General features: G+C 34.5%; 14 protein-coding genes. 9 read left to right on the top strand and 5 right to left on the bottom strand.

Going from position 1 to position 17,439, the window contains the following annotated elements; genetic code table 11:
• Positions 1-2: 2 nt before the first annotated feature.
• The 4 genes from BST93_RS06440 to BST93_RS06425 all read right to left on the bottom strand — a co-directional run bounded on the left by BST93_RS06440 (position 3) and on the right by BST93_RS06425 (position 4,601).
• Positions 3-722: a rhomboid family intramembrane serine protease gene (locus BST93_RS06440; RefSeq protein ID WP_105018510.1), complete on the bottom strand. Its 720-nt coding sequence runs from the start codon at positions 720-722 to the stop codon at positions 3-5.
• Positions 723-725: 3 nt separating this feature from the next.
• A complete protein-coding gene (gene mutL / locus BST93_RS06435; RefSeq protein WP_105018509.1) occupies positions 726-2,564 on the bottom strand; it encodes a DNA mismatch repair endonuclease MutL in 1,839 nt (612 codons plus the stop codon).
• A gap of 6 nt (positions 2,565-2,570) precedes the next feature.
• Positions 2,571-2,855, bottom strand: coding sequence for a riboflavin synthase subunit beta (locus BST93_RS06430; RefSeq protein WP_105018508.1), 285 nt, complete (start codon positions 2,853-2,855; stop codon positions 2,571-2,573).
• Positions 2,856-2,981: 126 nt separating this feature from the next.
• A complete protein-coding gene (locus BST93_RS06425; protein ID WP_042278988.1) occupies positions 2,982-4,601 on the bottom strand; it encodes an ABC-F family ATP-binding cassette domain-containing protein in 1,620 nt (539 codons plus the stop codon).
• A 122-nt stretch (positions 4,602-4,723) separates the two neighbouring features.
• Between BST93_RS06425 and BST93_RS06420 the strand changes: the two genes are divergently transcribed.
• On the top strand, positions 4,724-6,181 hold the full coding sequence (locus BST93_RS06420) for a redoxin domain-containing protein (RefSeq protein ID WP_146104988.1): 1,458 nt from the start codon (positions 4,724-4,726) through the stop codon (positions 6,179-6,181).
• 57 nt (positions 6,182-6,238) lie between these two features.
• On the opposite strand, the gene fsa is transcribed toward BST93_RS06420, so the two are convergent.
• A complete protein-coding gene (gene fsa, locus BST93_RS06415; protein ID WP_042278983.1) occupies positions 6,239-6,895 on the bottom strand; it encodes a fructose-6-phosphate aldolase in 657 nt (218 codons plus the stop codon).
• 105 nt (positions 6,896-7,000) lie between these two features.
• Here fsa and BST93_RS06410 point away from each other — a divergent pair, with 105 nt between their 5' ends.
• The 8 genes from BST93_RS06410 to BST93_RS06375 all read left to right on the top strand — a co-directional run bounded on the left by BST93_RS06410 (position 7,001) and on the right by BST93_RS06375 (position 17,410).
• Positions 7,001-7,807, top strand: coding sequence for an SUMF1/EgtB/PvdO family nonheme iron enzyme (locus BST93_RS06410; protein WP_105018506.1), 807 nt, complete (start codon positions 7,001-7,003; stop codon positions 7,805-7,807).
• Positions 7,808-8,171: 364 nt separating this feature from the next.
• Positions 8,172-8,801, top strand: coding sequence for a metal-independent carbonic anhydrase family protein (locus BST93_RS06405; protein WP_105018505.1), 630 nt, complete (start codon positions 8,172-8,174; stop codon positions 8,799-8,801).
• Positions 8,802-8,858: 57 nt separating this feature from the next.
• The gene (locus BST93_RS06400) at positions 8,859-9,551 is read left to right on the top strand and encodes a DUF2490 domain-containing protein (protein WP_105018504.1); all 693 of its coding nucleotides are present in this window, start codon (positions 8,859-8,861) and stop codon (positions 9,549-9,551) included.
• A gap of 153 nt (positions 9,552-9,704) precedes the next feature.
• Positions 9,705-11,738, top strand: coding sequence for a S41 family peptidase (locus BST93_RS06395; protein WP_105018503.1), 2,034 nt, complete (start codon positions 9,705-9,707; stop codon positions 11,736-11,738).
• A gap of 2 nt (positions 11,739-11,740) precedes the next feature.
• The gene (locus BST93_RS06390) at positions 11,741-12,769 is read left to right on the top strand and encodes a hypothetical protein (RefSeq protein WP_105018502.1); all 1,029 of its coding nucleotides are present in this window, start codon (positions 11,741-11,743) and stop codon (positions 12,767-12,769) included.
• Between the two features lie 41 nt (positions 12,770-12,810).
• Positions 12,811-13,764: a calcium/sodium antiporter gene (locus BST93_RS06385; protein ID WP_105018501.1), complete on the top strand. Its 954-nt coding sequence runs from the start codon at positions 12,811-12,813 to the stop codon at positions 13,762-13,764.
• A 116-nt stretch (positions 13,765-13,880) separates the two neighbouring features.
• Positions 13,881-16,067 (top strand): glutamine synthetase III family protein, encoded by a 2,187-nt coding sequence (locus tag BST93_RS06380; protein WP_060522981.1) that lies wholly within the window; start codon positions 13,881-13,883, stop codon positions 16,065-16,067.
• Positions 16,068-16,231: 164 nt separating this feature from the next.
• A complete protein-coding gene (locus BST93_RS06375; protein WP_105018500.1) occupies positions 16,232-17,410 on the top strand; it encodes an AIR synthase related protein in 1,179 nt (392 codons plus the stop codon).
• Positions 17,411-17,439 lie beyond the last annotated feature (29 nt).

The raw sequence follows: 17,439 nt of genomic DNA, 5'->3' as shown, positions 1-17,439 counted from the left end.
AATTAGTCGATACGATATTGATTCATATCATTACGTTTCCAGTACCATGCAATAATGAACCCTACAATCGCTCCACCTAAATGTGCTGCGTGACCTACATTTTGCTGTAAAGTGATAAAACCAAATGCTGATAAGGTTTCATAAATCACGTAAATACCTATAAGGTATTTGGCTTTAATAGGAATCGGAATGAATAATATCATAAGTTCTATATTAGGGTATAGAAAGGCAAACGCGGCTAATACACCAAATAAACAACCACTCGCTCCTACCATACCGCTCATCACCTTCCATCCATAAGGTTCTTGTCTTGTAAAGATTCCTTGTTCCACTTGTTCTACTGTATAACCACGGCTCAATCCTTCATTGACATAATCCATATACTCAAAATATTGAAAACCATAAGTCAAAGCAACTGCTCCAAGTCCTGCGCTTAAATAGAAAAATAAAAACCTGTTGCTACCCCAGCGTCGTTCTATGATTGGACCAAATAATATAAGACCGTACATGTTAAAGAAAATATGTGTTAGACCATATTTACTATGCATGAACATGTGGGAAAAAATTTGCCATATTTGAAACTCGGGATCTTTAAAAAAGTAAAGTACCAATGGATCGTATAAAGCTGGTGCTACCCAACCAGTTCCTATAAAAACCACTACATTAAGTATAATTAAATTCTTAACTACTGGTGTGAGGTTGTTAAATAGGTTATTAAACATATCTTATTGAAATTTTGAATCTAATGACTCGCTCGTCATGTTAATAAATATTTTTTTATGGTCGGGTGTAAGTTGTGGCTCGCTACATGAAAACAATTGATTAATAATCGTTTCCATTTCTTGAACACTTAAAATAGCTCCTGTTTTAATTGACATACTTTTAGATAATTGCCCAGCTAACTGCAAACTGAGTTGTGAAGTATCCTTTTCACTTGTGACCTTACTATCCAACACTGATTCTAGAACTGTTCTTACATCATTTTCATTGAGTTCTAAAGGCACACCTTCAACCTCAACAACATTATCTTTTAAGGTTTTAAAAACAAATCCAGCTCCTTCAAGATGATTTTCAAGCTCCTTGAGCTGCAACACTTCTTGTACTGCAAAATTCAGTTTAACAGGAAAAAGTAATTGCTGGCTTACAGCATGGTTTTTTGAAAGCTGTTTACTTAATTGCTCAAATAAAATACGTTCATGAGCACGTTGCTGGTTCACTAACAAAAGACCACTTTTTAATGTACTTACAATGTACTTGCGTTGTAATTGAAAAATAGGTTTTTGTTGATGTTCCTCACGTTGAAATAATTGAGGATTTTCTTCCTGATGTATAGTTTCGTCAATCAACTCAGTTGATTGATTCATTTCAGAATATAATGATTCCCACACAGGAGCCTTTTCCTTTTTAAAACTAGTGAATCCAATATTACTATTGGAAACCTTAGACGCACCAGAGTCTTTAAATGGATTGAAATCAGGATTAACCTCTATTCGAGGTTTTTCAGCTTGTGATTGCCGTGCTACTTCATAGGGAACTTCATATTGTTGTTCTAGATTAAAATCAATTCCTTGAACTGAAAATTGACCTAGAGCATGCTTTACACTAGCTCTTATAATAGCATACAAACTGTGTTCATCATCAAATTTCACTTCAGTCTTAGTAGGGTGAATATTAATATCAACACTATCTGCTGGGACAGTTAAAAACAAAAAATAACTAGGTATCGCTTTATCTTTTAATAACCCTTCAAAAGCACTTACTACTGCGTGATGAAAATAGCTATGTTTTATAAATCGATCGTTCACAAAAAAGAACTGTAGCCCACGAGATTTTCTTGCAAATTCGGGTTTACCTACAAAACCATTTATATTAATCAACTCTGTTTCTTCTTCAACGGGAACTAGTTTTTCATTTGATTTGGGTCCCATGATATTAACCACTCGTTGTCTGAGAGTACTCGTAGGTAATTGAAAGAGAGAATTATCATTATGATCAAATGAAAATTGTATACTGGGATGAGCCATGGCAACACGATGAAACTCATCAGTAATATTACGCAGCTCCACTTGATCAGATTTTAAAAATTTACGGCGCGCGGGAATATTGAAAAACAAATTACGCACGCTTATCATGGTTCCTTTTGCAGTTACAGTGGGTTCTTGTGAGGTTACTTTGGATCCTTCAATTTTTAGTAACGTTCCCAGGCTATCACTGTCCCTTTTTGTTTTTACTTCGACATGAGCCACCGCAGCTATAGATGCAAGAGCTTCACCTCTAAATCCCTTTGTATTTAAATTAAAAAGATCTTCGGCTGTTGTAATTTTTGATGTAGCATGTCTTTCAAATGCCATTCTTGCATCTGTCATACTCATCCCTTTACCATTATCTATTACTTGAATTAAAGTTTTACCAGCATCTTTAACCATAAGTTTAATGGAGGTAGCACCTGCATCAATGGCATTTTCAAGAAGTTCTTTGACTACACTAGCGGGACGTTGTACAACCTCACCAGCTGCAATCTGGTTTGCCACGTGATCTGGCAATAGTTTAATGATATCAGACATGTATTGTTAAGACCTAAAAATGGAAAAATCAAAATCGATGAACCAAAGGAATAATAGTACAAGAACAGCTATGATAATAAGAATACGATTTTTAACAGCAACGTCCATACCGCTAGAATAATCATCTGCAGCTGCTTGAAACTTGCCTTTTATGCCTTTTGTTTTTCGTAAGGTTTTACGGTGCTCGTCAAACTTACCTTTTATTTCAAAGGGTCTTCCACCATCCTCATTTTTGTAATAACGAGGTTGATAATCGTACTTTTTATTTTTTCTGCGGTGTAAAATTCCCATAATCGATGCTTTACAAATTTACAATATACTTTGTAAGCATGATACAAAGAGTGTGCCCTTAACTTGTTTTTAAATCAAGAGCTGATAAATAAATTAGAAAAAACCGATTATTGCTTTAACGCACTCCTATTTTGAGTACATCTTGTCTCGCAATTCTTTGATTTTTTTATCGTCCATATATTCCTCAAAGGTGGTATATCTATCAATTACTCCATTTGGAGTTAATTCGATAACTCTATTACCAACTGTTTGAGCAAATTGATGATCGTGAGTAGTCAAAAGTACGGTTCCTTTAAAATTCTTTAGACTGTTATTAAAGGCTTGAATTGATTCAAGGTCCAAGTGGTTGGTAGGCTCATCAACCATAAGAACATTTGCCCTTTTCATCATCATTCTCGATAACATGCATCGTACTTTCTCTCCACCCGAAAGAACCCTTGCGCTTTTCAATGCTTCTTCACCAGAGAAGATCATTTTACCTAAAAATCCTCTTAGGAAAACTTCTTCGCGCTCTTCCTCGGTTTGAGCATATTGCCTCAACCAGTCAACTAGATTCATGTCGGTATCAAAGAACTCGGCATTATCAACAGGCAAATAACTTTGTGTAGTGGTCACACCCCACATAAATTTACCTGAATCTGCAGCTACTCTGTCATTAATAATATCATAGAATAAAGTAGTCGCACGACTATCTTTAGAGTACATGATAACCTTATCACCCTTAGCAAGATTGATATCGATATCCTTAAAAAGAACTTCTCCATCAATTGATCCAGATAGTTTTTCTACGTTTAATATTTGATCACCAGCTTCTCTATCTCGATCAAAGATTATAGCTGGATATCTTCTAGAAGAAGGTTTGATTTCCTCTATATTAAGCTTCTCGATCATTTTTTTACGAGAAGTAGCTTGTTTAGATTTTGCCACATTGGCACTAAAACGTGCAATAAACTCTTGTAGTTCTTTCTTTTTCTCTTCGGCTTTTTTATTGGCTTGTGCTCTTTGTCTAGCAGCAAGTTGTGATGATTCATACCAGAATGTATAATTACCACTGTATAAATTTATTTTACCGAAATCAATGTCGGCAATGTGAGTACACACACTATCTAAAAAGTGACGGTCGTGAGAAACTACAATAACCGTATTCTCATAATTTGCTAGGAAATTCTCTAACCACGAGATTGTTTCATAATCTAGGTCGTTAGTAGGCTCATCCATAATCAAGACATCAGGATTACCAAACAAAGCTTGTGCTAGTAACACACGTACCTTGAGCTTACCATCCATATCCTGCATGAGAGTGTAATGATACTCTTCACCTATACCTAAATTAGAGAGTAACGATGCAGCACTACTATCGGCATTCCAGCCGTCCATTTCTTCAAATTCTACTTGAAGTTCTCCAATTTTTTCGGCATTTTCATCAGTATAATCGGCGTACAATGCATCAATTTGGGCCTTTAATTTATAAAGGACTTTATTTCCTTTAAGAACCGTTTCTAGCACTGTATCTTCATCATGAGCGTTGTGATCCTGCTCCAGTACACTCATACGCTTACCAGACTCTAAATGTACGTGTCCACTTGTAGGCTCCATTTTTCCAGTAAGAATCCTCAAAAAGGTTGATTTACCAGCACCATTGGCACCGATTATCCCGTAGCAATTACTACCACCGAATTTTACATTTACCTCATCAAATAATATACGCTTACCGAACTGAACCGATAAATTAGAAACCGATAACATAATCTTGAATTTTAAGGCTGCAAAAATACTCATTCTATGTAGTTTGAGCATCACTTTCTTCAAGAGATTTAACAAGCTGTTAACGAGTAAGCCTATCTGTAACTACTTTATTTGTAATTACTGTGAATGAGTTGTGTATGAGTACGCTTTCGCGAAAGCAAAACATTTTTAAACTTTCTTGTTACCTATTACTCCTGTTAGTATTCATTACTTCTTGTGAGGAAAATCAACGAGATATCACCTATCTAGGAGGAAAAGTTGTCAACCCTAGAGCAGGATTTGTGATTATTCACAATTATTCAGATTTTAGGGACACGCTTGAATTAGATGAACAACAACGATTTTCATTTGTAAATAATAATTTTAAAACAGGATGGTACACTTTTCATCATGGGGACGAGTATCAATCTGTTTACATTAAAAAAGGTGACAGTTTAAAATGGAGATTTAATTCCAAATCCTTTGACGAAAGTCTTGCATTTACGGGTTCTAGAGCTAAAGAGAATAACTATTTAATAAACCTTTATATCGAGCTAGAACAGTTAAATGACCAAATTACTGCTAGATACAATCAACAACCTAAAGACTTTAAGAAGTATATAGACAGCATTATCAAAGCGCAAAAGAAGCGATTACTCAAAGTCGCAAAAGTTCAAGAGTTTGATCCAAAATTTGTGGCCGATGCAGAAAAACTAATTGAATGGAACGGCTGGTCTAGATTAGAGCGATACCCATACACGCATTTTGGTAAAACGGACTTTTTACAAGTAAAAGGACTACCTAGTAACTTTTTCTCTCATCGTAATTCTACTAATATAAACGACATTAATAACCAGAACATGTATACCTTTCCTTCCTATGTAAGGTCACTGGTAAGCAATCTTTCTCTTTATCAATGTTCTTTAGACAAAGGAAATGGCGCCGATGTCCACTTAGGCTCACTGGACTACCGAAAGAAAAAATTAAAAGTTATTGATAGCATTTTTACAGTTGATGAACTAAAAGACATTTATGCTAGTGCAGAAGTGCGTAATTACATACGCAGTCATAAGGGTGATGAGACTGTACAATCAATGATCGATATTTTTACAGAGATTTCATCAAATGACGAACTAGTTGCACAAATAAATGGTCTAGCATCAACCTATATAAACTTAAGTCCTGGGAATGAGATCCCTAATTTTGAGCTGTACAATACAGAAAAGAATGAAGTCAAAATTAATGAAGTCATTGACCGAATGAGTGTTCTTTTCTTTTGGAGCTATGAGGATGAAGACTATGCCATTAGAATACATAATCAAATAAGAGATTTGCGTACTAAATATCCTGAAATCAAATTCATAGGTATTAATATAGACAATCCGAATAGTGATTTATGGAATAAAGCAAATAAGAGACTTGCTTTTAATCCTAAACATGAATATCAAATCAGAGACCCAAAAACCATTAATAGTCAGCTTGCTTTAAGTAAAAAGAATCGCAGTATGGTAGTAAGCTCAAGAGGTATCATTATGGACCCTAATATTAATTTGTTTCATTATAAAATTGAAACCACCTTATTAGGTTACTTAAGCCGGTAATGAAATTATATAAAAAAAAACCCGAATCATTAGATTCGGGTTTTTTATAGTTTCTTATTAAGAATTACCTTTCTTGTAATCAGCAAGAAATTTTTCTAATCCTATGTCGGTAAGAGGATGTTTAAGAAGCCCTTCAATTGAAGAAAGAGGACCTGTCATAACATCAGCTCCTATTTTTGCACAGTCAATAACGTGCATAGTATGTCTCACTGAAGCGGCTAGAATTTCAGTTTCAAACCCATAGTTATCATAGATATGTCTGATTTCTGATATTAAGTTAAGACCATCTGTACTTATATCATCTAACCTTCCAATAAAAGGTGATACATATGTTGCACCAGCCTTGGCTGCAAGAATAGCTTGACCTGGAGAAAATACTAAGGTAACGTTTGTTTTAATCCCTTTGTCTGAAAAGTATTTACAAGCCTTTACACCGTCCTTAATCATAGGTAGTTTAACTACTATTTGATCATTAAGCGCGGCAAGTTTTTCACCTTCTTCTACCATACCTTTAAAATCAGTAGAAATAACCTCGGCACTTACGTGGCCATCTACTATATCACAAATTGCTTTGTAATGATTGATAATATTTTGTTCTCCAGTAATACCTTCCTTAGCCATAAGGGATGGATTGGTAGTTACGCCGTCAAGAACCCCTAAACCTTGAGCTTCAGCTATTTGATCTAGATTTGCAGTGTCAATAAAAAACTTCATTTGTGGTGTTTATTTGTTGTTGAATAAATAGGTTTACAAAAATGCTCAATACTTTATTAATACCCTATTTTTGAGGCAATTTTAATATTTTGTTTTTAACAACTTATGATCAAATATAATATACCTAATAAACTAGGTTTATTATCCATATTATTTCTACTAATTAATTGCAGTGGATATAAAAACATGGATAAATATGACCCTTTGGAGGTTGACCCTTCTACTCCACCTGGAACGATACAACTTACTGATAACTTGTATATAGATAAAGTACCGGTCACAAATTTAATGTACAATGAATTTTTAGATCATCTGGAAAACTACTGGTCATTAAAAAGACATGAAGAACTAAAAAACCTTCCTAGTTATGGCGTTAAACCCGATAGCGTTTTTATACCATGGTCAGGTAACACTAGACTTTATATGGCAATGAGCCATGAAAACCCATTTGAGTTAATCAATAACAAACTTAATGTAGATAATTACACCAGCGCACCATGGTACCAATGGCATCCTGTTATACAAATTAATAAAGAACAGGCTGAAATGTATTGTAAATGGCGTACAGATGTGGTAAATGCTGTCTATGCTATAAGAAGTAAAAATGCTCGCAAAAGAGATAGATTTCCTTCAAAAGTAACGTATAGGTTACCTACAGTTGCCGAAATGAAGGCAGCTCAATACAAATTAGATAGAGAATATAAATTATTACGTTACAAAGAACAGATTTATGGATATAATGGTGATTTTCACGAATTCAAAAGAATGCAAGATGATGATCAATTATTCATATTTGAATTAAATGAATACGCACAAACCGGAGAATACAATCCTTTATTTGATTACGAACCAAATGTGTATCAAAAATCAGAATTTCAAAATGGATTTAGATGTATATGTGAAGTAGAATAATTTAAACTTCCTTAATTTGAAAAGGTCAGGTCAACTACAGTCAAAGTTAGCCTGACCTTTTTTGTTAATATCTACATTTATAAATAATTGAGAACAAAAATTAAACACTTCACAAAATCAAGAGTATTCGTGATGAAGCTCTTATTAAACGTAATATTTAATGCATTCCCAACTATTTAATTAACCAATGTTAAATCAATAAGCAAGATATCTTCCTAACCTATATGCTACAAAGTGCTGATAAATAAGGAAAACTCAACCAAATCTTTACTTTTATACCAAAAAGTAAAACAATCATTTATGATAGTATTACTATCTTTTATAAAAGCATGACTGATATTTGTACCATCAAAAATTAAAAAAAATGAAAAAGACACTTTTAAACCTGATTGTAATAGTGAGTTTCATAGCTCTTTACAATTGCCAAAATCCACAAAATGATTCAATGAATACAAATTCTGAGGACAATCAGAAAGAAGCATTGAACACAAACGCAGATCACGATCCTTTACTTTATTCGGATGAATGTATTACAGAACGAGAAGTTATAGAGGCTCAAAAACTATGGGGTCAGGGAATTGTAAGAATAGGAAAAGTCTATACTGATCAAGGCGATTACTCTGGTGAAGCTGCAGACTTTATACAGGATATGTACGGTTATGACCTTAGTAGCGTTCTTTTTAAACCTACTCTAGCGTCGGATGACCAATTTAGATCTAGCTTTGATGCTGCCTTATCCTATTTTGTTGCAGGTAATGAGGCTTACCCAGAGGACAAAGGATTTGCTATAAAGCCGTATAATAAAGTTACCTTTGATAATACTGGAATTATAAACAACAGTTGTAGAATGGCAATTGCTATGGGTAACTATTATTTTACAGACCTTCAAGGATCAACAACTAAAGTGGAGTATACATTTGCTTATGTAAAGGATAAAACTGGAAAACTAAGAATTGTAGCTCACCAGTCCTCTTTACCATATAATCCTAATTAATTTATACTTTTAAACAACCCAGTCACGACATGACTGGGTTGTTCTCAATATTTTCCTATGAAAAAAATTATCTTTCTATTAGTATTACTACTCTCTTTCTCTGCTTATGCACAAGGTCCCGATGAAGATCAACTAGGTGCTTGGTACATGTATTTCTGGAATACAGAATTTAAAGAATCGAATTGGGGTCTTCAAGGTGACTACCAATATCGTGACTGGAGAGGTTTAGGCGATCGAGAACAATTGTTATTAAGAACAGGAGTTACATATACCCCAAAGGATAGTGGTGTTAAACTTACCTTAGGATATGCCAATATTACAACGGGACGCTTTGGGACCGATATAGACGCGCCTGTTTCTGAAAACAGGATATATCAAGAAGCCTTGTTTAACCAATCTCTCTTCAACAGATTATTACTTACGCATCGCATTAGATATGAGCAGCGATGGGTAGAGAATCAAGATTTTAGAACGAGATATCGTTATAATCTATTTGTTAACATACCGTGGAATAAGAAAAACCTAAGTAAAGGAGCCATTTATACAGCTTTTTACAATGAGATTTTTATAAATGGTGAACGTAAAATTGGAAATGGTCGCAGTGTCCAATTCTTTGACCGCAATCGTACCTACATAGGAATGGGTTATTCTATCTCAAACAATCTTAGAGCACAAATTGGTTTTATGGAACAAACCACTGTAAATTGGCAAAAAGGTCAATTACAGTTCAGTTTACATCATAGTTTCTAATTTCACATAAGGAACACCGGTCACCTCTAGTGTTCCTTTTTTTTCATCTTGCCTATAAACTCACTAAGCGAAAATTTTTATAAATACCTTATTTTTGGTTTTTAACCAACCTATAGAAGACTTCAAATTGCAAAATTTGTAGCCTTGAAAAACATGAAGCCAACCTTTTTCACTCCTCTCTTTATTGTCCTTTTTTTTAACGTACAATTCATTGAATCTCAAATTGAATTTTGTCAGAGATCAAAACGAGTTATTGATTTAATAGAACAACATCATTACAATCCACAGTTCAAAGAGAAAAACTGGAATCTTAGCGCGGCTACAATTTTGGTCAATCAACTTGACGAGGACCATATACTCCTAAGCTCAGAACAGTCTGAATTAATTCAAGATCAAGCACAAGCAGATTTCAATTCTCTAATTAACTTAGATTGCATCAATATCAAGTTTTATGAGAGCTTGATGCTACAATCCATAATCAAAAAGCACGATTTTCTTACGAGGTTTCTTACCACCAAACCAGATTACACATCGATTGAACAAGTAAAAAGAAGAAAAAATCTTGAGAATTATTGGATACCAAAAAATGAATTAGAAAATGTTTGGACAAAACAATTGAAATTATCCATCTTCTTTTCTCATTCAGCAAATTTTAAAGAGCTAGACATTGCTCTAGAAAAATTCCCAGAACATGAATCTGAGCATCGGATTAACGCAGTAAACGAATCTATTTGCCAGTTAGAATATTTAATCAATAATCCTATAGAAATAAAACGTAAGATAGAAGCAAGTTTTCTTAATGCAATAGGCTTATCTCAGGATAAGCACACAAGATACTTTACTATCAATGAAAAGGAGTCTTTTGAAAAAGATGTTAGTCTTAATCAAGAAAGTTTTGGAATTTCTTTAAGGAAAGATGATAATCTGGCAAACAAACTGGTAGTTGGCGAACTACTATCCACAGGTTTAAATGAAAAAACTGAGTTACCCGAGGAGAACGATGTAGTGGTTTCAATTAAAACAGAAGACGTCGAACTTGATTTTAATTGTTTATCAAACTCAGAAATAAATCAAAAAATCAACAGTGAGGCACAAGAATCAATTACCCTAATTACACAAGATAAAGATGGTAACCAAAAAGAAACCACTATTAACAAAAGGGAACTACCTGTGATTTCAAATTTTCTAAGAGGTTACTTACTAAACGATAGATCCATAGGATATCTCAAAATCAACAGCTTTTATACAGATTTAGAAAAGCCTGATGGATTGGGAATGGCAAATGATGCTGCTGCCGAAATTTACAAGCTTATCCAATCAAACATCACAGGATTGATAATTGATTTAAGATTCAATGGTGGTGGATCCTTAAAAGAAGCAGTAGACTTTGCAGGTCTATTCATCAATCGTGGTCCAGTATCGATAATCAATACTACCGATCAAGAAGAGCCTATAATCCTTAAGGACTTTAATCGAGGAGCTGCTTACAGTGGACCACTAGTGATCCTTGTAAATAAATACAGTGCCTCTGCATCAGAATTGTTTACTAATGTTATGAAAGACTATAATCGCGGTGTTATTGTAGGCTCAACAACTTATGGTAAATCTACAATGCAAGTTGTCCTACCTGTTAATGAGGATGAACCCAAGGACGGTTTCATGAAACTCACCACGGGAGCATTTTATAATATCTACGGAAAGTCACATAATGAGAAAGGAATTACTCCAGATGTAGCGCTGCCCGATGGAACAAGTACAACAGCACATGCTCCCAGTTTTTCCCAACCGTTTGAAGTTCCCGATGTACAAGCAGCAAGTAGAATTCCCGTTAAAGCACCTTTAGATTTAGATCACATCATTTCCTCATCCACAAAAAGAACAATGAACAATGATGTTTTCAAAAAAATGAATCTTCAACGTGAAAAATTTGATCAACTATTTCATAAATCATTTGATCTCACATTGGAAAGTGTATTCAAACATTATCAAGAAATAACCTCATTAATTTCTGAACTAGAGATTTCCTATACTGATGTGTTGTTCACCGTTGAAGATCACGAAAGCACTACCGAAATATTAAAATACAATTCTATTGATCAGGAGTACAATGAAGAAATTAAATTACAACTATCTTCCGATCCTTACGTGCAAGAAAGCATTCACATATTAACCAACTTTAATAATTAACTATGAAAAAACTATTTGTAACCTTATTCTTTCTTTTAAGTTTCGCTTTCGCGAAAGCGCAACAATTCGACGACATGGGAGAATACTTAAACTTTATGAATAAGGAATACCGTAGCATTTCCAAACGCAGTTGGAAACTTACCCAAGCAGTTGCCCATTCAAAGAGAGATAAAACCATCCAAAAAAGAAAACAGCAATTGATTAAAGCAATTAATAATTCTATGAACAGAATTAAAAAAGCTGAAACTGTAGGTGGAGATGAGTACAAAAATGAAACTTTAAAAATCATGCAATTCAGGATTGATATCATGAATGAAGAATTTGAAAAAGTAATTGATCTGGAAAAAATAGCTCAAGAATCTTATGATGCTATGGAAGCTTATATCCTAGCCCAAGAAGCTCTTGATGAAAAAAGTGCCGAAGTTGAACTACAATACGAAAAGGCTGTAAAAGAATTTGGAAATAAAAACAACATAAACTTTACCGATGAAGAATCTGAGTTAGGGAACAAAATGCGCAAGGCAGGTGAAGTATTTGATTATAAAAACGACCTTTTCCTAATTTACTTTAAAGTTAAAATAAACGAGATCTACTTATTTGAATCACTAGAAAAACAGGATGTAAATGGCTTACAACAAAATGCCAATGCTCTTAAAACAGAAGCTCTTGCCGGTATTGAAAAATTAAAAACTTACAAGGGTTTTAATAATGATAAATCATTGATTCTTGCGATAAATAAATCGTTTAAGAACTACGTTAAAATGGCCGACACTTACATTGCCCCTATTACTGATTTTCTTATTTATCAAAAAGACTTTGAAAAGTTAAAGACAACCCTAGATAAAACTAGTCCTAACAAAAGGACAAAGAAAATGGTAGATGATTTTAATAAAAAAGTTGATGAAGTAAATAAAAAGCTTAAACTTTATAATAAAGCGCAAAGCGGCCTTGTGAATAATGCAAATAAGTTTAATACTAGTATCGCCAACTCTTTTGATAACTTTGTACAAAAGCATATACCTAAAGACTAGTCTATAGATAGTCTTTCATATCATTAAGATTACAAATTATTATGAGTATACTTTATCTATTTCTTGGTTTAATTGCACTTATTGTAGGTGGTGAATTCTTGGTAAGGTCTTCAGTTGGACTTTCCTTAAAGCTAAATCTATCAAGAATGATAATAGGATTAACGGTAGTGTCATTTGCCACTAGCGCTCCAGAACTCATAGTAAGTGTGCAAGCAGCTCTCAATGGATCTCCAGGTTTATCATTAGGAAACGTTATAGGATCCAATGTAGCAAACATAGGGTTAGTATTAGGAGTTACGGCTCTTATTTCCAGTTTGACCATAGAAAAAGATTTCTTTAAATTTAATTGGCCATGGATGGTTCTTTTTAGCATTTTACTTTATTTATGCCTTTACACAGGAAACATGCTGGAACGATGGGAAGGACTTCTATTATTAGGACTTATCGTATTATTCTTAGTTCTCTTAATAAGAAGAGCAACTAAAGGTAATAGAGATTCTCAGGAAATGGATGAAGAATTGCAAGAAAGTCAATGGTGGAAAATCATTGTTTTCTTAACTATTGGCGGACTGGCTTTATGGAAAGGCTCTGAATGGTTAGTTACAGGTGCAATTGACATCGCTGAAAACTTAGATATACCTAAAAGTATAATAGGCATAAGTATGGTAGCTGTAGGTACTAGTGTTCCAGAACTTGCTGCATCCATCATTGCTGCTCTCAAAAAAGAGAAAGCAATCTCACTAGGTAATCTTATCGGTTCAAATATTTTCAATATAGGTTCAGTGTTAGGTATTACAGCTTTAATTACTCCTATTAATGTCCCAGAAGATGCTCCCAGTTTAATGTCCAATGATATATTTTGGATGTTAGGCTTTGCACTTATTCTTTTACCACTAGCATATTTACCTAAGTGGTTTACTCTTACAAGAATTAAGGGAATAGTTTTATTATCCCTTTATGTATTGTTTATTTACCTTGCCTACCAATCCCTATAATAAATAGGGTTACTACAATAAAATAACGTTTTGTTAATAACACACCCCTATTTTTTTAGGGGTGTGTTATATTATTATAGTATTTTTGCACTGTATTTTTTATTAAATCTATTAAAATGTCCACTTTAAGATTTCAAGCGATCAAAGAAACTTTGAATCGCAAACCAGTTCAAGTTAATGAACCAGCAAGACGTAGCGAGATTTTTGGAAAGCATGTTTTCAATAAGGCTGCTATGAGACAGCATCTTACTAAAGAAGCTTTTAAAAGTGTTTTAGACGCAATGACTAACGGTTCTAAAATAAGCCGTGAGGTAGCAGACCACATATCTACAGGTATGAAGGAATGGGCTATACAAAATGGTGCTACGCACTACACACACTGGTTTCAACCATTAACTGGTGCAACTGCTGAGAAACACGACGCCTTTTTTGAATTGGAAATGGATGGTGAAGTGATTGAAAAATTCGGTGGTGGACAATTAGTACAGCAAGAACCAGATGCATCGTCGTTTCCAAATGGTGGTATTCGTAATACATTTGAAGCTCGTGGATATACAGCTTGGGACCCTACATCTCCTGCATTTATCATGGGTACCACTTTATGTATCCCTACAGTTTTTGTAGCTTATACAGGTGAAGCTCTGGATTACAAAACACCTTTACTTAGATCGTTACAAACGATAGACCAAGCAGCTACGGACGTTTGTAAATATTTTGATAAGAACGTATCTAAGGTTACTGCAACTTTAGGATGGGAACAAGAATATTTCTTAATCGATAGTGCTCTTGCAAATTCACGCCCAGATCTAGTTCTAGCTGGTAGAACTCTTTTAGGTCATGCAAGTGCCAAGGGACAACAATTAGATGATCATTACTTTGGATCTATTCCTTCAAGAGTGATGAATTTCATGCGTGATCTTGAAACTGAATGTATGCTTTTAGGTATACCTGTAAAAACACGTCATAATGAAGTAGCTCCTAATCAATTTGAATTAGCACCTATTTTTGAAGAAGCAAATCTAGCAGTAGATCACAATTCGCTTCTAATGGACGTGATGAGAAAAGTAAGTGCTCGCCACAGTTTTACGGTTCTTTTCCATGAAAAACCTTTCGCAGGTGTAAACGGTAGCGGAAAACACAATAACTGGTCTCTTGCTACAAATACAGGTGTAAACTTATTATCACCAGGTAAGACACCTATGAAAAACTTACAGTTCTTAACTTTCTTTATAAACACCATTAAGGCAGTTTATAAACATGAAGAACTTATTAGAGCAACGATTGCTAGTGCTTCTAACGATCACAGATTGGGTGCAAATGAAGCTCCACCTGCTATTATATCAGTATTCATCGGTTCTCAATTAACTAACGTTTTAGACGAGCTTGAAAAAGTTACTGATGGTAAACTTTCTCCTCAAGAAAAAACAGATCTTAAACTTAATGTTGTAGGCAAAATACCAGAAGTAATATTAGACAACACTGATCGTAACCGTACTTCACCATTTGCATTCACAGGAAATAAATTTGAATTGCGCGCCGTAGGATCAACTGCAAACTGTGCAAATCCAATGACAGTGCTTAATGCTATCGTTGCAGACCAGCTTATCGAATTTAAACAAGAAGTTGACTCTTTAATTAAAGATAAAAAACTTAAGAAAGATGAGGCTATCTTTAATGTATTAAGAGAATACATTAAAGACTCTAAAAAGATTAGATTTGAAGGTGATGGATATGGCGATGCATGGGAGAAAGAAGCTAAAAAGCGTGGTTTAAGTAATAATAAAACTACTCCTACTGCCTTAAAAGCAAAAGTCTCAAAACAGTCACTTGAGCTGTTTGAAAGACTAAATATCATGAGCAAAGTTGAAAGTGAAGCTAGATATGAAATCGAGGTAGAAGAATACGCAATGCGCATTCAAATAGAAGGTAGACTTCTAGGTGATATTGCACGCAACCACGTAATTCCTACTGCTATAAAGTATCAAAACACCTTAATTGAAAACGTTCAAGGTTTAAAAGAAATTTACGGTAAGGACTTCAAGAAGATTGCTAAAGAGCAAATGAACATTATCGAGTCAATTTCAGAACACATTGAAAAAATCAATGCAGGAATTACTGACATGACCGATGCTCGTAAAAAAGCAAATAACGAAAAGAATGCTGAAAAAACGGCCGCAGCTTACTGCGATAATGTAAAGCCATTCTTTGACGTTATACGTTATCACTGTGATAAATTAGAGTTATTGGTGGACGACGAGATCTGGCCTTTAACTAAATACAGAGAATTGTTATTTACTAGATAATAATTCTTTAATAACTCTAAAAGCCCCAGAAATTTTCTGGGGCTTTTTTATAAAAGTTATATAAGGTAGTGGTATCATATTTCTCTTAATAACTGTTTTATATCTATCAAATTACTTGAAGATCTCATACTAAAAAACAACCTAACTAATAGTACCTTTGCAACATGAGTCAAGATGTTTCTAAAAGATACGCACAGCGTGGTGTAAGCGCAGGTAAAGAAGACGTTCACAATGCTATTAAGAATGTCGACAAAGGATTATTCCCAAAAGCTTTTTGTAAAATAGTACCAGATCATTTAACGGGATCTAGTGATCATTGCCTTATCATGCACGCGGACGGCGCTGGCACAAAATCCAGCCTAGCCTACATGTATTGGAAAGAGACTGGAGACATCACTGTATGGAAAGGTATTGCACAAGATGCTCTTATAATGAATGTTGATGATTTATTATGTGTAGGTGCAACCGATAATATTCTACTTTCTAGTACTATCGGTAGAAACAAAAACAACATACCTGGCGAAGTCATAAGCGCTATTATCAACGGTACAGAGGAACTCATTAAAGACCTTAAAAAACACGGCGTAGAAATTATTTCTACTGGTGGTGAAACAGCAGATGTAGGCGACCTAGTACGCACCATTATCGTGGATTCCACAGTAACAGCACGCATGAATCGCAAGGATGTTATTGACAACGCAAATATTAAACCAGGAGACGTCATAGTAGGTTTAGCGAGTTTCGGTCAAGCCACCTATGAAAGTGAATACAATGGTGGTATGGGATCAAACGGACTTACTAGTGCTAGACACGATGTTTTTAATAAAACCCTAGCATCAAAATTTAAGGAAAGTTACGATCCTGCAGTTCCTGAAGATTTAGTTTACAGCGGCAGTAAACAACTTACCGATCATGTAGCAAACAGTCCTTTGGACGCAGGGAAATTGGTATTATCACCTACTAGAACCTACGCTCCTATTATCAAAAAAATTCTTAGCGATGTAAAAAAATCCTCCATTCACGGGATGGTACACTGCAGCGGTGGAGCTCAAACTAAAATTTTACATTTTGTAGACAACGTACATGTCATAAAAGACAATATGTTCCAATTGCCACCATTATTCAAAATGATTCAAGAAGAGTCTGGCACAGATTGGAAAGAAATGTACCAGGTCTTTAATATGGGACATCGTATGGAGCTGTATGTAGATAAGGATATCGCACAACAAATCATTGAAATTTCCCAATCCTTTAATGTGGATGCTCAAATTATTGGACGAGTTGAAGCAGCAGATAAGAAAAAACTTACCATAAAAAGTGAGTTTGGAACTTTTGAGTATTAAATATTACGCTTTCGCGAAAGCGTAATAAC

It is taken from the genome of Nonlabens tegetincola (genome assembly GCF_002954355.1).
GTDB lineage: Bacteria > Bacteroidota > Bacteroidia > Flavobacteriales > Flavobacteriaceae > Nonlabens > Nonlabens tegetincola.
Note: the sequence above shows the minus strand (reverse complement) of the source record. Positions and strands in the feature narration are given on the sequence as shown.

Excerpts from the sequence above, each read along its gene's own strand:
- BST93_RS06440 (WP_105018510.1), bottom strand. The coding sequence starts at position 722 with ATGTTTAATAACCTATTTAACAACCTCACACCAGTAGTTAAGAATTTA.
- mutL (WP_105018509.1), bottom strand. The coding sequence starts at position 2,564 with ATGTCTGATATCATTAAACTATTGCCAGATCACGTGGCAAACCAGATT.
- BST93_RS06430 (WP_105018508.1), bottom strand. The coding sequence starts at position 2,855 with ATGGGAATTTTACACCGCAGAAAAAATAAAAAGTACGATTATCAACCT.
- BST93_RS06425 (WP_042278988.1), bottom strand. The coding sequence starts at position 4,601 with ATGTTATCGGTTTCTAATTTATCGGTTCAGTTCGGTAAGCGTATATTA.
- fsa (WP_042278983.1), bottom strand. The coding sequence starts at position 6,895 with ATGAAGTTTTTTATTGACACTGCAAATCTAGATCAAATAGCTGAAGCT.
- BST93_RS06410 (WP_105018506.1), top strand. The coding sequence starts at position 7,001 with ATGATCAAATATAATATACCTAATAAACTAGGTTTATTATCCATATTA.
- BST93_RS06405 (WP_105018505.1), top strand. The coding sequence starts at position 8,172 with ATGAAAAAGACACTTTTAAACCTGATTGTAATAGTGAGTTTCATAGCT.
- BST93_RS06400 (WP_105018504.1), top strand. The coding sequence starts at position 8,859 with ATGAAAAAAATTATCTTTCTATTAGTATTACTACTCTCTTTCTCTGCT.
- BST93_RS06395 (WP_105018503.1), top strand. The coding sequence starts at position 9,705 with ATGAAGCCAACCTTTTTCACTCCTCTCTTTATTGTCCTTTTTTTTAAC.
- BST93_RS06390 (WP_105018502.1), top strand. The coding sequence starts at position 11,741 with ATGAAAAAACTATTTGTAACCTTATTCTTTCTTTTAAGTTTCGCTTTC.
- BST93_RS06385 (WP_105018501.1), top strand. The coding sequence starts at position 12,811 with ATGAGTATACTTTATCTATTTCTTGGTTTAATTGCACTTATTGTAGGT.
- BST93_RS06380 (WP_060522981.1), top strand. The coding sequence starts at position 13,881 with ATGTCCACTTTAAGATTTCAAGCGATCAAAGAAACTTTGAATCGCAAA.
- BST93_RS06375 (WP_105018500.1), top strand. The coding sequence starts at position 16,232 with ATGAGTCAAGATGTTTCTAAAAGATACGCACAGCGTGGTGTAAGCGCA.